This is a genomic window from Fertoeibacter niger, assembly GCF_009380135.2.
GTDB classification, from domain to species: domain Bacteria; phylum Pseudomonadota; class Alphaproteobacteria; order Rhodobacterales; family Rhodobacteraceae; genus Fertoeibacter; species Fertoeibacter niger.
Genome location: NZ_WHUT02000005.1, coordinates 44743 through 59017 on the forward strand (window position 1 = coordinate 44743; position 14275 = coordinate 59017).

Here is a 14275-nt window from a genome sequence, read left to right on the forward strand (position 1 = left end):
CTTGCCCCTGCCAGCGGGCCGGGCCAATGTCGCGCCGGAAAATGCGGAGAAATCAGATGCGTGCGGGAATCGTCTGCCTGGTGCTGGCCTATGTGTTCAGCCAGTTCTACCGCGCGTTTCTGGCAGTGCTGACCCCGGTTCTGAAGACCGAGCTGGGTGCCACCGCCGAGGATCTGGCCGCCGCGTCGGGCGTGTGGTTCCTGACCTTCGCGCTGATGCAGTTTCCCGTCGGCTGGGCGCTGGACCGGTTCGGCCCGCGCTGGACATCGGTGGTGCTGTTTGCCGCGGGTGGTGCGGGTGGCGCGCTGGTGTTCGCAATGGCGCAGGGGCCGGGGGCGATCATCCTGGCCATGGGGCTGATCGGCATCGGCTGTTCGCCGGTGCTGATGGCGGCCTACTACATCTTTGCCCGCAGCTTTTCGCCCGCCGTGTTCGGCACGTTGGCGGGGGCCGTGATCGGCATCGGCAGCCTGGGCAACATCGCAGGCTCGCTGCCGCTGGCCTGGGCGGTGGATGCCTTTGGCTGGCGTGAGACGCTGCTGGTGCTGGCCGTGCTGAACCTTGGCGTGGCGCTGGCCATGCTGCTGACGGTGCGCGACCCGGCACGGGTGGCGGGCGGGGCCAGAGGCTCGCTGCTTGACCTGCTGCGGCTGGGGGCGCTGTGGCCGGTGCTGGTGATGATGGCCGTGTGCTATGCGCCCGCTGCCGCCCTGCGTGGCCTGTGGATCGGGCCCTATTACACCGATGTCTTTGGGGCCGATGCAGGCCAGATCGGCATGGCCACGCTGGTGATGGGGCTGGCCATGGTGGCGGGCAATTTTGCCTATGGCCCGCTGGACCGGCTGCTGGGCACGCGCAAGGGGCTCATTCTGGGCGGCAATCTGGCCACGGCGGCCTGTTTCGCCGCACTGTGGCTCTGGCCGCTGGCGGGGGGCTGGGCCACGGTGGCGCTGTGTGCAGGGGCGGGTTTTTTCGGCGCGTCCTTTGCCATGGTCATGGCGCACGGCCGGGCCTTCGTTCCGCCGCATCTGATGGGGCGCGGGGTGACGCTGATCAATTTCTTCGGTCTGGGGGCCACCGGGCTGGTGCAGTTTGCCACCGGGCGGCTGCATGCCAGCCTGCCCGCCACCCCGCCCGAGGCCGCCTATGCCACTCTGTTTGCCGTGTTCGCCCTGCTGATCCTTCTGGGCTGCGCCGTCTATGCCTTTGCACAGGACCGGACGGACTGAGCCTTTCGCCCTGCGCCAGCTTGCCCTACCTTCAACGGGAACCGCAGCGAGGCCCGCATGATCACCTATCCCGCCGAACGCAATGCGCTGAAAGAGGCGGTGTTTGCCGCATTGGCCAAGGCTGACGGCGGCGGGCGTCGGTTGCCAATGGTCTGGCTGTCGTTCCGCGATTTTCCCGAAACCGCTGCCCGCACGGCCATGGCCCTTGCCCGCGCCAAACGCCAGCCCAAGGGGCCGCTGCTGCGCTGGCTGAAGCGCCGGTTGATCCGGGGGCAATACAACTGGTCGCGGCGGTATTTCGCGGCGCATCCCGGCCATGTGGCCGTGGCATGGAACGGGCTGACCGGCACGCGGATGGCCTATCTGGCGGGCGCGCGCGATGCGGGGGTGGCGGTGCTGCATGCCGAACTGGCCCCCCTGCCCGGCCGCATCACGCTGGACCCGTCTGGCGTGAATGCCGAAGGCTCGGTGCCGCAAGACCCTGAATTCTTTCGCCAATGGGCGGGGGATGACCCGGCCCGCACAGCCGAAAGCTGGCGCGCGCTGGGGGCCAGCCTGACCGCCCGCGCCTCGCGCCGCGCCGATGTGGGGCAAGGGGCGGGCGCGCTGCCCGATGCGCCCTTTCTGTTCTGCCCGCTGCAAGTGCCCGATGACAGCCAGGTCACGCTGTTTGCAGGCTGGACCGGGGGCATGGCGGGCTTTCTGGCGGCTTTGGCCGAGGCGGCCACCCATCTGCCCGACGGCTGGCACCTGCGGCTGAAGGAACATCCCAGCGCCCGCCAGCCGCTGACCGCGCTGCTGGCCCCGCTGCTGGCCACGGGGCGGGCGGTGCTTGACAACGCATCCGACAGTTTCGCGCAACTCAGCGCCTCGCGCGGGGTGGTCACGCTGAATTCCTCGATGGGGTTGCAGGCGTTCTTCCATGACAAGCAGGTGGTCACTTTGGGCCGCGCGTTCTTTGCCTTGCCCGGGCTGGTGACACCCGCCACCAGCCAGCCCGCCCTGAACGCCGCCTTTGCCGCACCCGACGCGCTGGCCCATGACCCCGCCCTGCGCGCCGCCTTCATGAACTGGCTGGACCAGGTGTATTACCCCCGGTTTTCGCTGGCAGATGGCGCCGATCTGCCCGCTTTCGCCGCCCGGCTGGCCGATGCCCGCGCCAAGGCCCTTTCCCCGCCCCCCCGCCTGCGGTAAGGGAACCCGTCATTCTGACATCTGGAGGGTCCGATGGGCTATAAAGTCGTCGTCGCCGGTGCCACGGGCAATGTGGGCCGCGAAATGCTGAACATCCTCGCCGAGCGCGAGTTTCCGGTGGATGAGATCGTGGCACTTGCCTCGCGCAAATCCATGGGCACCGAAATCAGCTTTGGCGACAAGACACTCAAGACCAAGGATCTGGAGACATTCGATTTCACCGGATGGGATATTGCCCTGTTCGCCGTGGGATCCGAGGCGACGAAAATCTATGCGCCCCGCGCCACGGCGGCGGGCTGCGTGGTGATCGACAACTCGTCCCTCTACCGCTACGACCCCGCGATTCCGCTGGTGGTGCCCGAGGTGAACCCCGAGGCGGTGGAACTTTACAAAAACAAGATGATCATCGCCAACCCGAACTGTTCGACCGCGCAGATGGTGGTGGCGCTGAAGCCGCTGCACGATCGCGCGCGGATCAAGCGGGTGGTGGTTTCCACCTACCAATCCGTGTCGGGCGCGGGCAAAGAGGGGATTGACGAGCTTTGGAACCAGACCAAGGGCATCTATGTGCCGGGTCAGGAGGTTGCGCCCAAGAAGTTCTCCAAACAGATCGCCTTCAACGTGATCCCGCATATCGACGTGTTCCTCGACGACGGCTCCACCAAGGAAGAGTGGAAGATGGTCGCGGAAACCAAGAAGATCCTCGACAAGAACATCAAGGTCACGGCCACCTGCGTGCGCGTGCCGGTGTTCGTGGGCCATTCGGAATCGATCAACATCGAATTCGAGGATTTTCTGGATGAACACGAGGCCCGCGACATTCTGCGCGAGGCCCCGGGGGTGATGGTGATCGACAAGCGCGAGGCCGGTGGCTACATCACCCCGGTCGAATGCGTGGGCGATTACGCCACCTACATCAGCCGCATCCGGCAGGATTCGACGATCGACAACGGCATCAACCTGTGGTGCGTTTCCGACAACCTGCGCAAGGGCGCAGCCCTGAACGCGGTGCAGATCGCCGAGGTGCTGGGCAACCGGTGCCTGAAGAAGGGGTGATGTAAGGGCGGCGCAGGCACAAGCTGCGCCGTTATCTCGAGCCAGCCGCGCTGCGGATCATGTCTTCGAGTTCCTCACGCAATTCTTTGCGCAGTTCATCGTCGATCACGAGCTGTTGGTTACGCGCCCGCATGGATTGCACATAGCGCTCGGTTAGCGCATCAATGATGTCTGGATACTGCTCCTGAGCTACACGCCTGCGTGCATCAAGAAGTTGGGGTGTTGCTTGAGAAGACATCGCGCCTCTGTTCTTGCTGGTCGCTACAGGCAGCCGACTGCAGTGATGTTACAACTACAGCGGGTCGCGCGCCAAGCAGATTGTTCGTGGTCGTCTTTCCGCATCCCCATGGAAACACACATCGAGCCACTTTTGTTTCATACGTGTGAATATATGCCTAAATTATCCCACTATCAGCCCTTGCGGGCAGAAATGTGGCAAAAATACGACACGATTCTGCGAGCCGTCTTCCCGCGTTGACAGCAAATGCCGCCTGGCGACACTCTTCGGCTATTGTAAGGAGTGATTGCCGTGGCGCATAAACCGCATATCGTGCAAAGCGTGGGCGCCGCCATCCGCACGGTGCTGCCAAAGGGGGCGAATCCTGAGGTGGTGATTCGTAGCAGCCTGCCCCACGCAGACAAGTATGATCCAAGCTATCGCTGGCTGCTTGTGCCGGAAATAGCGACTGATCTGTTCGCCGTCTGTGGCCATCTGTGCCGGATCGGTGGCGTTGTAGGCTTCTTTGAACCCTCCCCCTATGCCCGCCACGGCGATGATTGCCTGTTTGTCTTCGACCGGGCGTTCCGTGACAGGATCGACGACATTGTGTGGCATTGGCGTGGCGGGCAACGCGGCGGCCGTCCGGACCACCCATACCACAATAGCACACGGGAGCCTTCGCTGACGCCACCCCCAGCCGTCCAGGAATTGTGGCAGGAGTTGCTCGGGGCATGGGACGCACCCGTAAACTGTGGCCATTATGTGCATCAAGAGGAGGGCAACCCACCGGGCTGGTGGAAAGCGGCACTAGCTTTGGTGACGATTTCCGATCTTGTCTCGGTTCGACTGTTCCGCGACCCGTTGAAACGCTTCGACGGTCAGGCAATGGGAGAATTGCTGAAGTCACTTTACCAGTTTGAAGACAGGGCTTTACCTGACGCAGGCGCAGAACCGGTCGCAGTTGCTGACCTCGCCGCTATACAAGGCATCGACGGCGCAACCGCCAACACTCCGACAGCCACCCGCGCGGCCCCGCGCGGCCCCGCGTCGCTCACCTTTCTCGCCGATAGTAGCGTTGTCTGCGTCATGCCCAAGATCCGGGTCGCGGCGGTTGGCGCGACAATACGCAATGTGACGCGCAATCTGGCGCTGCTTCCGGGTCGCGGCGAGTTGCGCTGCTTCTGGGATATGACGGATGCGGAACCTGATAGCGAAGACCGTGAAACCTTAGATATACTGTTGATTCCAGCACCTTTCGTTCTCAACGCAACCGACTTTCAGCCCCACACGGTGCCAAATGGCGCAACCACGCCCAACGACTTGCGCTGGGACAAACCGAACTGGGAGAGTTTTCATTTGGCCCAGAACTGGATTGGCGGCCACGACAAGCAGGAAGGTTTCATTCGCGGCTGCGTCGATCTGCTGACGGCGGCGAGAGCCGAAACGCGGGCGGTGAATGCTGTCATTCTGCCGGAATACGCACTGACCTACGCGCTGTTTGATCGACTGTGTTCACGCATGAAAGACGCTGCACCGGACCTGGAGTTTGTCGTTGCTGGAGCCTCGGACAATTGCGAGGGCCAGGCTGCAAACACGCTGCTGACGCGCGTTTGGCAAAAACGCAATCCCCTAATGCACATCACCAACAGCCGCCGCAAACATCACCGTTGGCGGCTGGACAGGCGGCAGGTCGAAAGCTATGGCTTGGGCACAGTATTGAATCCGATGGTGTCTCATTGGTGGGAAACTACGCCCATTGGTCAACGCGAACTGTATTTTCATCGGTTCCGCAAGGATTCTGCCTTTGCCGCTCTGATCTGCGAAGAATTGGCCCGGTCTGATGTCTGTCATGATGTTCTGCGGGCCGTGGGGCCCAACCTGGTGTTTGCTCTGCTGATGGACAGCGCCCAGATCCCCGGCCGCTGGTCGGCGCAGTATGCTGCCAGCCTTGCAGACGATCCGGGCTGTGCAGTGCTCAGCTTCACGTCTTACGGCCTTGTGGAGCGTGCCAACAGGCTCCGCAAGGATGGCAGCCATTCGGTTGCCCTTTGGAAAGACGATACTGGCAATCTGGTGCAGATTGCGATGGCCTCGGGCGAAGGACCGCGCGGGGTTCTGCTGTCGCTCTGGTCGCAGCATGTGGTGGATCAAACGATCACCGGCAAAAGGTCAAATGTCCGGGCTTGGCGCTATTCCAGCCATTTCCCAGTTATCCTCTCCAGGAAGGCCTGAAACCCGAGGCCCGTCAAACTGCACCCGATGCGGCGCCGCTCAGAACCGTTCCGCCCGCAGCACAGCGCAATCGGTGATGCTGACCACGCCGATGTGGCGCTCTACCACGGCAAAGGCGGCGTCGAGCAACCCGTCCAGCCGCTCGGGGCGCACGAGGCAGATGACCGCCACCATGCCCGCGCGGCCCACCTGCCCGTCGCGCGTCCAGCGGCCAGACCGGCCCGACCCGCCCAGCACGGGCAGCACGGTAAAGCCCGTGACGCCCGCCTTTTCCAGCGCCGCCGTCAGCCGGCCCTCCATCGGGGCCTCGATGATGATTTCAACGCGTTTGGCCTGATGGGTCTGCATGGCTTAGCCTGCGGCAAGGGCTGTCGCAACCGCCACATAAAGCGGGATGCCGACAACCAGATTGAAGGGAAAGGTGACCCCCAACGAGAGGGTCAGATAGACCGAGGGATTGGCATCCGGCAGCGCCACGCGCATGGCGGCAGGCACGGCGATATAGCTGGCAGAGGCCGCAAGCACCATCAACAGCGCAACCCCGCCAGGTGAGAGGCCCAGAAGAAGCCCCGCCGCCAGCCCCGTAGCGGCCCCGATGGGCGGCATTATCACGCCAAAACAAAGCGCCCCCGCGCCCAGAACTCCGCGCGCGCCCCGCAGCCCGCGCCCCGCCACAAGGCCCATATCCAGCAGGAAAAGGCACAGCACTCCCTGAAAGGGCGCCACGATGAAGCTTGCGATGCGGTCTAGCCCTTCGGCCCCCGTCAGCATGCCGATGACGAACGACCCCACCAGCAGCACGATCGACCCGTTGAGCAGGATTTCACGCCACAGATCACCATCCATCCGACTGCCCCCGCCCCCGCGCGAGGCCAGCCACAGTGCAGAGACGATGGCCGGGGCCTCCATCGCTGCGGCAACCGCCACCATGTAGCCCTCGGCGGTGATGCCCCGGTCCACCAGAACCGATGTCGCGGTCACGAAGGTCACGATGCTGATCGACCCGTAGTGCGCCGCCACCGCCGCCGCATCGACACGCCCCAGCCGCGTCATGAACCGCAGCAGCGCGAATGCCAAGAGCGGCAGCACGAAAGACAGCACCACCCCGGCCGCCAGCGCCGCCAGCAGCGCCCCGTCGGCCCCATGTGCCGCCACCGAGGCCCCGCCCTTGAACCCGATGGAAAACAGCAGGTAAAGCGATATTGCCTTTGCCGCCGCCTCGGGCACGGTCAGTTCCGATCGCGCCAGAGCGGCCAATAGACCCAGCACGAAACACAGGATTGCGAGCGACAGCAGATTGTCGGCGGCCAGCCGGAACAGATCAGACATCGCGCTGCATCACACCGCTACAAACCCCAGCTTGGGCACATATTGCTCCAGCCCGCCGTCGCCCATGTGGGTCCACAGGCCGTGCAGCGTCAGGCGGTCGGTTTCCACCGCCGTGCGCACGAAGGGGAAGGTCATCAGGTTTTCCAGGCTGACCACGACCGCCTCTTTTTCCAGTGCGGCCACGCGGCCCTCGTCGGGCAGATGCGCCACCCGCTCATAGCCGGGGCGCAGGATCTCCATCCAGCGGCCGACAAAGCTGGATTTCTCCAACAACTCCGGCGCATGGCCGGAACACATGTCATGGCAGCCCTTGACGCCGCCGCAGTTGGAATGGCCCAGCACCACCACATGCGCCACCTTCAGCGCGGTCACGGCATATTCCACCGCGGCCGATGTGCCGTGATACTCGCCGTCGGGGTTATAGGGCGGCACCAGATTGGCCACGTTGCGGTGAATGAAGAACTCGCCCTCGTCCGCGCCGAAGATCGACGTCACATGAACCCGGCTGTCGCAGCAGGAAATGACCATGGCGCGGGGATGCTGGCCGGATTCGTACAGGCGGCGATACCAGGCCTTGTTGTCGTGATAGGCCGTTGCCTTCCAGCCGTGAAACCGTTGAACAAGATAGCCGGGCAGGGGTTTGGCCTGATCCATCGCGTCATCCTTCGGGTTGGGTCAACCCCTGTGGATAGGCTGCAATCGCGGAAAATTCGAGGGTTTTCTTGCAGGCGCAGAAACCTTTTCTTCAGCACGCCGGGCCAGACTGGCGCCGGGTGTGAACGGAGGGAGTGATGACATGCAGCATAGTGCCGCTGCGGCCGGTTGACCGGCTGCGGCAGGATGCCGGACCGATTGCCGCCATCTACCGCGATCTGGATACGCAGACCGCCGAACAGGTGGTGACCCGGGCGCTGGGTGAACTGGCGCTGACCATGGCAGGCCTGTCCGCGCAGATGCGGGCGCGCGACCTCAGCGATCTGCACCGGCAACTCAGGCGCGTGCAGCGCATGGCAGAGCATCTGGGCATGGTCAGCCTTGCGCTGGTGGCCCGCGATGTGCGGCAATGCCTGGACAGCAGCGACGTCACGGCTTTTTCCGCCGTCTGGTCGCGGCTGATGCGGGTGGCCGAACAATCACTGTCGCAGGACGGCAAGCCTCTGGACCAGACGGTATAGGCCTGCGCAGCCCTACGGCGGCGCGTGGCGCTGGGCAATGCCGCGCCCGCGCCACGCGTTGCCCCGATGCTGCCATGCTGGCGCCATGCCGGTGCGGTTTGGTGAACCCGACACGGCGTGCCATGGCCCTTGCGCGGCACGCCTTCGTTTGCCCCGTCTGCGCTTTCCCGCCCCTGCGCCGGACCGCAGGCAAACGGGCACAGGGGGGCCTGCCCTGCGGGCCCCCCGACGAAACGCCACCTTCGGCCATGCATGCCAACAGCCTTGCGGCCACCGGCGGAACAGCTAGGCTCCGCTCCGAGCCCTTGCCACCGGATGCCGCCATGCCCCCTGCCTTTGCCGATCCTGCCGCCCCGTCCCGCCCCCTGCATGTCATCCCGGTGGCCGATCTGCCCGGCTGGCGCGCGGCCCAGCCCGCCGAAGTGGCCGCATGGCTGCAAGCGACGGGGTTCGAGGCGGCTTTGGGCGATCTGCGGCTGATCCCGGGGCCGGGTGGCGTGGCAGCGGCGGTCATTGGCCATGGCACGGAAAAAACCCGTGCCCGCAGCCGCTTTGCGCTGGCCAGGGCGGCCACGGCCCTGCCTGCAGGCAACTGGCACCTGGCAGGCAACCTGACAGCGGCCGAGCGCGACGAGGCCGCCCTTGGCTGGCTGCTGGCGCATTACAATTATACCCGCTACCGCCCGGCCAAGCCCCCCGCCCCCCGCGCGCTGCTGCAGGCGCCCGAAGGCTGCGATACCGCGCGGCTGCTGGCGATGGCCGCAGGGGAATGGCTGACGCGCGACCTGATCAACACACCCTCCAGCGACATGGGCCCGCAGGAACTGGAAGAGGCGTTTCTGGCACTGGCCGCACGGCACGGGGCGGAAACCACGGTGATCCGGGGCGATGACCTGCTGGCGCAGAACCTGCCGATGATCCATGCGGTTGGCCGCGCCTCCACCCGCGCGCCGCGCCTGCTTGACCTGCGCTGGGGCCACACCGGCCCCTTGCTGACGCTGGTGGGCAAGGGCGTGTGTTTTGACACCGGGGGCCTCGACATCAAGCCTTCGGCAGGCATGCTGCTGATGAAGAAAGACATGGGCGGCGCGGCCACTGTCATGGGGCTGGCGCAGATGATCATGGCGCTGGATCTGCCGTTGCGGCTGCGCGTGCTGGTGCCTGCGGTGGAAAACGCCATATCGGGCAATGCGATGCGCCCGCGCGACATCCTGACCTCACGCAAGGGCCTGACGGTGGAGGTGAACAACACCGATGCCGAGGGGCGGCTGATCCTCGCCGATGCCTTGGCCTTGGCCGATGAGGGTGCGCCTGCGCTGGTCATCTCGATGGCCACGCTGACCGGGGCAGCGCGCGTGGCTGTGGGGCCGGATCTGGCCCCCTATTTCACCGATGACGCAGGGCTGGCGCGGGCGCTGGAGGCGGGGGCGGCGGAAACCTGCGATCCGGTCTGGCGGCTGCCGTTCTGGGACGGGTATGAAAGCCTGATCGAGCCGGGCATCGCCGATCTGGACAATGCGCCTTCGGGCGGGTTTGCCGGGGCGATCACGGCGGCGCTGTTCCTGCGGCGGTTTGTCGAAAACCCGCGCTACATCCATTTCGACATCTACGGCCACCAGCCCGCCGATGCGCCCGCCCGGCCCAAGGGTGGCGTGGGTCAGGGCGCACGGGCGTTGCTGGCCGCCCTGCCGCAGATGCTGGACCTGTGATGGACAGCCGCCTGACCCCCGCCACCGCCCGGGTGGCACACGAAAGCCTGCGCGGAAGGGTCGAGGCGGCACGCTACACCCCGGGCGAGGTGGCCGAAGTGGTTGTGCCGCTGGCAGACCTTCTGGCCGCGCCCGACGGCGCGCGCGACCGGCAGGTTCTGCTGGGCGACGGCTTCACCGTGATCGACAGGGAGCATGGCTTTGCCTTCGGCCAGGCCGCGAAGGATGGCTATTGCGGCTGGCTGCGGGAAACCGTGCTGGGGCCGCCCGTCGGGCCGACGCATTGGGTGGCCGCCCCCGCCAGCCACATCTACCGCGCCCCGCGCGTGCAGGCGCAGGAAACCGCCAGCCTCAGCCTTGGCGCGCGGGTCAGGGTCACGGGCACATCGGGCGCCTTTGCCGAAACGCCGCTGGGCTTTGTGCCCTCGGCGCATCTGCGGCCCATCGGTGACTGGTTCACCGATCCGGTGGATGTGGCGCATCAGTTTCTGGGCTCGCCCTATCTGTGGGGTGGCAACAGCCGCGCGGGGCTGGATTGTTCGGGGCTGGTGCAGGCGGCGCTGCTGGCCTGCGGCTGGCCCTGCCCGGCTGACAGCGATTTGCAGCTGGCGCTGGGCCAGCCGGTTGACCAGACCGGGCTGATGCGCGGCGACCTTATCTTCTGGAAGGGCCATGTGGCGATGATCGTCGATGGCGAGATGATGATCCACGCCACCGCCCATGGCATGACCACACGGCTGGAGCCCACCGCCCGCGCTATCGCCCGCATCGCGGCGCAAGGTGGCGGGCCGGTCACAGCCTGCCGCCGCCCCTGATCATTTTCTGCCCTTAAACATCCTCGGGGGTGAGCCCGGAACGGGCGAGGGGGCAGACAGCCCCCTGATATCGGGGGCCTCAATCCACCGGGCGGATCAGCTTGCGTTCCAGCACCCGCAGCACCGCCGCCAGATCATGCCCGCGCCGCAGCACCTGCCCGTCCATGCCGACCACGGCATAGATGCCCTGCTTGCCACGTAGCCTTGGGCGCTTTTCGATGCGGTAAAGCGGGTTTTCCGCCGTGCGGCGGAACACCGAAAACACCGCCAGATCGCGCAGACAGGAAATGCCATAGTCGCGCCATTCCCCGCAGGCCACCATCCGGCCATACAGCGTCAGGATCGCGCCCAGTTCGCGGCGGTCAAAGCTGACCTGTTCGGCAGGATGCGGGGCGAAAGGGATCGGGGGCTGCGCGGTCATCGGGTCAGCTTACGCGCTTGGCCCGGCAAATCAAGCATTTCGGCCCAGGGTTGCGCCTGCCCGAATTCGGCCATGGCAAGACCCGGAAAACACCCTGCTTTGCCCATATCGCCGCCGCGATCAGGGGCGACAAAGCAAGGGTAGCGAGTTGAAGCTGATACCAAACTCCGGCGGTGCGGTTGTTTTGCCCCCACCCAGCCTGCACCGCCGGAAAACTCGCTGCAGCATCAGGCCCCCGTCCCGCGCCACTGGCAAGGGACGGGGGCTTACTTGCTTGCGCGGTCATGCCCCAGAACGCACGCGCCGCCCAGCCCGCGCCACCACATTCAGCGAAACGCGAACAAATCCGCGTCTGCATCCGGCTTGCCCGCGATCCGTGCCGCAATGATCTGCGCCGCGATCATCGAATAGGTGATTCCGTTGCCGCCAAAGCCCATGACGGAAAACACCCGCTCCATCCCCGGCACGGCGTCGATGATCGGCAGACCGTCGGTGGTGTTGCCAAAGGGCGCGGCCCAGGTATAGGCGGGCGTGCCGATGCGGATGCCGCAGACCTGCTCCAGCTTGGCGGCGATGCGGGCCATGTTCGCCGTCATCTTTGCCGGGTCTTTGAACGCCTCTGCGTCACCCTCATCCTCGCCGCCTGCGATGATGCGGCCATCGGGCGTGGTGCGGAAGTAAAGATAGGGCTCGGCCGCCTCCCACACCAGCATGTCATCCAGCCAGCCGGGCCGCGCCATGCCGGGATCCGAGGCCAGCGCCCATGTGGATATGATGCGATGCGCCCGCGACTGCATCTGCGGCAGAAATTCATATCCGGTGCAGAACACCACATGGCGGGCGGTAAAGATCTGGCCCCGGCGGGTGGCCAGCGCCACCCCTCCGGCCATTTCGGCCATATCCGTCACCTCGGCGGGCGATACCACCGTGGCACCGCGCGCCTGCGCCACCGCCAGCAACCCCGCCGTCAGTTGCGGCGGATTGGCCGAGGCCGAGGCGGATGACAGAATCGCACCCGTCCGGTCGATGCCGAAACGCGCCCGCAAGTCCGCCGCGTTCAGATACTCGCCCGCGATGCCCGCCGCAGTCCGCGCCTCCATTTCAACCTGCATGGCGCGCTGGCCCATCTCGTTGCCGGTCAGGTAAAGCGCCTGCTTGGGCTGCATCTGGCATTTCAGCTTCAGCCCCTTTGCCAGCGCCACCAGGTCATCCACCGCCCGCACCGAACGCCGCCAGGCGCGTTCGGCCTTGTCCAGCCCGATCTGGCGGGCCAGTTGGTGCAGCGGAATGTCGATCTCGTGCTGGATCATCGCGGTTGACGCCAGGCTTGACCCGCGCACCGGGGTGCGCCGGTCAAGGATCAGCACGCGCAGCTTGGCGCGCGTCAGTGCCTCGGCCATAAGCGCCCCGCTGATGCCGGTGCCCACAATGATGACATCCCAGTCCTTTTGCGGCGGCTGGCGGTCATGCTTTGCCGAAATATGCGGCGTTGCCGCCCAGAAGGGCCGGTCGGCATGCAGGCGGCGCTTGCGGGTGTCGGCATCGCTGCGGGATGGGGCTGCGGTCAAGGGAACCTCGATGTTGCACATGTGATGCCCCGCAACGCGGCGCGGCAAGGCCGGGTTCCTCTGGCGCGGATCAGGGGTTTGTCGCAGCCCCGAAACGTGACAGTTTGGCCCCGCAACGCCCCAGCCCGAAAGTGTGCCGTGCCGCCCGAAATCATTCCCTTCGACCTGCACCGCATGTTCATTGGCGATGCGCCCCCGCTGTTCCTGCTGGAAATCGCGGCCCGCACCCTGCTGATCTACCTTTATACGCTGCTGCTGTTGCGCTGGGTCGGCGGGCGCAGCGTGGCGCAGCTGTCGATCGTCGAATTCCTGATGGTCATCGCCTTGGGGTCGGCGGTAGGCGATTCGCTGTTCTACCCCGATGTGCCTTTGCTGCATGCCATGCTGGTCATCACGCTGGTGGTGCTGTTCGACAAGGCGATCGACGCCGCCAACCGGCGGTTCCGCAAGGTAAAGCGGGTGATCGACGGTCAGCCGGTCGCGGTGGTCGAGGATGGGCACATCCTGTGCGACGGCATAGCGACCCGCCGGATCGGCACAATGGAGCTGATGGAACTGCTGCGGATGCAGGGCATCGAAAACATGGGCCAGGTGCGCGTCGCCTATCTGGAGGCCAGCGGCCAGCTGTCGGTGTTTCAGGCGGATCAGCCGCAGCCGGGTCTGGCCATCGTGCCGCCGGTGGAATTCGGCTTTCCGCCCCCGGTGGCGGGGCAGCCCAGTTGCTGCGCCAATTGCGGGCTGATCCTTGAAAGCCACGGCACAGACCCCTGCCCCGCCTGCAAAGACACGGGCCGCACCCCCGCCACCACGGCGGCCTGACCCGCTTTTGCTTGCGCCCGGGCCGGAAACTTGGCAACGGAACGAAAAGCCAGCGGAGCCGCCATGACCGACGATCACCACCCCGATGATGACGCCCCCGCCAAGCCGGAAAAGGCAAAGCGCCCGCAGCAGGTCTACACGCTGGTGATCGAGGTGGGCCGCAAGGCCGGCGACGGGCTGCCCGACAAGGCCACCGGTGCCGCGCTGATGTGCTACGCCAGCGGCGTGGACGAGGCCGAGGCGGTGCGCGAAACCGTGGCGCTGCTGAAAGCCGCCGATCTGGCCCCGCTGGATGTGTCGGGCTATGGCACGCTGGAGGAACGACTGGCCGAGGGCGACGAGATCGACGCCGACGAACGCGCCCTCATGGACCGTGCGCTGGCCGAAAACTCGGTGGTCGTGGCGCAGATGACGCCGTTCTACGACTGATCCCACGCGGCCCTGACCCATGGCTGGCACCCGGGGCCGGTTGCCGGGGATGGGCAGTTTCGCTATGCCATGCGGCAAT

General features: G+C 65.7%; 15 protein-coding genes. 9 read left to right on the top strand and 6 right to left on the bottom strand.

Annotated elements, in window-relative coordinates:
- The first annotated feature begins 56 nt into the window (after positions 1–56).
- The 3 genes from GEU84_RS09725 to GEU84_RS09735 are packed head-to-tail and all read left to right on the top strand — an operon-like array spanning position 57 to position 3479.
- On the top strand, positions 57–1229 hold the full coding sequence (locus GEU84_RS09725; protein ID WP_152825924.1) for an MFS transporter: 1173 nt from the start codon (positions 57–59) through the stop codon (positions 1227–1229).
- 57 nt (positions 1230–1286) lie between these two features.
- A complete protein-coding gene (locus GEU84_RS09730) occupies positions 1287–2423 on the top strand; it encodes a capsular polysaccharide export protein, LipB/KpsS family (RefSeq protein WP_152825926.1) in 1137 nt (378 codons plus the stop codon).
- A 33-nt stretch (positions 2424–2456) separates the two neighbouring features.
- Entirely contained in the window at positions 2457–3479 is a 1023-nt protein-coding gene (locus tag GEU84_RS09735; protein ID WP_152825928.1) for an aspartate-semialdehyde dehydrogenase, read from the top strand.
- Between the two features lie 31 nt (positions 3480–3510).
- On the opposite strand, the gene GEU84_RS09740 is transcribed toward GEU84_RS09735, so the two are convergent.
- Positions 3511–3717, bottom strand: coding sequence for a hypothetical protein (locus tag GEU84_RS09740; protein ID WP_152825930.1), 207 nt, complete (start codon positions 3715–3717; stop codon positions 3511–3513).
- Positions 3718–4008: 291 nt separating this feature from the next.
- On the opposite strand from GEU84_RS09740, the gene GEU84_RS09745 reads away from it, so the two are divergent.
- The gene (locus GEU84_RS09745; RefSeq protein ID WP_152825932.1) at positions 4009–5931 is read left to right on the top strand and encodes a hypothetical protein; all 1923 of its coding nucleotides are present in this window, start codon (positions 4009–4011) and stop codon (positions 5929–5931) included.
- A 39-nt stretch (positions 5932–5970) separates the two neighbouring features.
- On the opposite strand, the gene GEU84_RS09750 is transcribed toward GEU84_RS09745, so the two are convergent.
- The 3 genes from GEU84_RS09750 to GEU84_RS09760 are packed head-to-tail and all read right to left on the bottom strand — an operon-like array spanning position 5971 to position 7914.
- Positions 5971–6279 carry a P-II family nitrogen regulator gene (locus tag GEU84_RS09750; protein ID WP_152825934.1) on the bottom strand — a complete coding sequence of 103 codons (309 nt, stop codon included), beginning with the start codon at positions 6277–6279 and terminating at the stop codon, positions 5971–5973.
- A gap of 3 nt (positions 6280–6282) precedes the next feature.
- Positions 6283–7260 carry a sodium-dependent bicarbonate transport family permease gene (locus tag GEU84_RS09755; protein ID WP_152825936.1) on the bottom strand — a complete coding sequence of 326 codons (978 nt, stop codon included), beginning with the start codon at positions 7258–7260 and terminating at the stop codon, positions 6283–6285.
- 9 nt (positions 7261–7269) lie between these two features.
- The gene (locus tag GEU84_RS09760; protein ID WP_152825939.1) at positions 7270–7914 is read right to left on the bottom strand and encodes a carbonic anhydrase; all 645 of its coding nucleotides are present in this window, start codon (positions 7912–7914) and stop codon (positions 7270–7272) included.
- A gap of 137 nt (positions 7915–8051) precedes the next feature.
- Here GEU84_RS09760 and GEU84_RS09765 point away from each other — a divergent pair, with 137 nt between their 5' ends.
- From GEU84_RS09765 to GEU84_RS09775, 3 genes are all read left to right on the top strand, one after another.
- Positions 8052–8435, top strand: coding sequence for a hypothetical protein (locus GEU84_RS09765; protein ID WP_152825941.1), 384 nt, complete (start codon positions 8052–8054; stop codon positions 8433–8435).
- 323 nt (positions 8436–8758) lie between these two features.
- Positions 8759–10144: a leucyl aminopeptidase family protein gene (locus GEU84_RS09770; protein WP_152825943.1), complete on the top strand. Its 1386-nt coding sequence runs from the start codon at positions 8759–8761 to the stop codon at positions 10142–10144.
- Positions 10144–10959: a C40 family peptidase gene (locus GEU84_RS09775; RefSeq protein ID WP_152825945.1), complete on the top strand. Its 816-nt coding sequence runs from the start codon at positions 10144–10146 to the stop codon at positions 10957–10959. The genes GEU84_RS09770 and GEU84_RS09775 overlap by 1 nt, the downstream gene beginning before the upstream one ends.
- A gap of 79 nt (positions 10960–11038) precedes the next feature.
- On the opposite strand, the gene GEU84_RS09780 is transcribed toward GEU84_RS09775, so the two are convergent.
- Positions 11039–11380 (bottom strand): DUF2794 domain-containing protein, encoded by a 342-nt coding sequence (locus tag GEU84_RS09780; protein WP_152825947.1) that lies wholly within the window; start codon positions 11378–11380, stop codon positions 11039–11041.
- A gap of 326 nt (positions 11381–11706) precedes the next feature.
- Entirely contained in the window at positions 11707–12996 is a 1290-nt protein-coding gene (locus tag GEU84_RS09785) for an NAD(P)/FAD-dependent oxidoreductase (protein WP_241427639.1), read from the bottom strand.
- Between the two features lie 90 nt (positions 12997–13086).
- Between GEU84_RS09785 and GEU84_RS09790 the strand changes: the two genes are divergently transcribed.
- Positions 13087–13767: a YetF domain-containing protein gene (locus GEU84_RS09790; RefSeq protein WP_174539753.1), complete on the top strand. Its 681-nt coding sequence runs from the start codon at positions 13087–13089 to the stop codon at positions 13765–13767.
- 63 nt (positions 13768–13830) lie between these two features.
- Positions 13831–14196 (top strand): hypothetical protein, encoded by a 366-nt coding sequence (locus tag GEU84_RS09795; protein WP_152825950.1) that lies wholly within the window; start codon positions 13831–13833, stop codon positions 14194–14196.
- The last annotated feature ends 79 nt before the right edge of the window (positions 14197–14275 follow it).

Coding starts and splice junctions, on each gene's coding strand:
- GEU84_RS09780 (WP_152825947.1), bottom strand. CDS start 11,380: ATGACCGCGCAGCCCCCGATCCCTTTCGCCCCGCATCCTGCCGAACAG.
- GEU84_RS09775 (WP_152825945.1), top strand. CDS start 10,144: ATGGACAGCCGCCTGACCCCCGCCACCGCCCGGGTGGCACACGAAAGC.
- GEU84_RS09740 (WP_152825930.1), bottom strand. CDS start 3,717: ATGTCTTCTCAAGCAACACCCCAACTTCTTGATGCACGCAGGCGTGTA.
- GEU84_RS09735 (WP_152825928.1), top strand. CDS start 2,457: ATGGGCTATAAAGTCGTCGTCGCCGGTGCCACGGGCAATGTGGGCCGC.
- GEU84_RS09770 (WP_152825943.1), top strand. CDS start 8,759: ATGCCCCCTGCCTTTGCCGATCCTGCCGCCCCGTCCCGCCCCCTGCAT.
- GEU84_RS09765 (WP_152825941.1), top strand. CDS start 8,052: ATGACATGCAGCATAGTGCCGCTGCGGCCGGTTGACCGGCTGCGGCAG.
- GEU84_RS09750 (WP_152825934.1), bottom strand. CDS start 6,279: ATGCAGACCCATCAGGCCAAACGCGTTGAAATCATCATCGAGGCCCCG.
- GEU84_RS09760 (WP_152825939.1), bottom strand. CDS start 7,914: ATGGATCAGGCCAAACCCCTGCCCGGCTATCTTGTTCAACGGTTTCAC.
- GEU84_RS09795 (WP_152825950.1), top strand. CDS start 13,831: ATGACCGACGATCACCACCCCGATGATGACGCCCCCGCCAAGCCGGAA.
- GEU84_RS09725 (WP_152825924.1), top strand. CDS start 57: ATGCGTGCGGGAATCGTCTGCCTGGTGCTGGCCTATGTGTTCAGCCAG.
- GEU84_RS09755 (WP_152825936.1), bottom strand. CDS start 7,260: ATGTCTGATCTGTTCCGGCTGGCCGCCGACAATCTGCTGTCGCTCGCA.
- GEU84_RS09730 (WP_152825926.1), top strand. CDS start 1,287: ATGATCACCTATCCCGCCGAACGCAATGCGCTGAAAGAGGCGGTGTTT.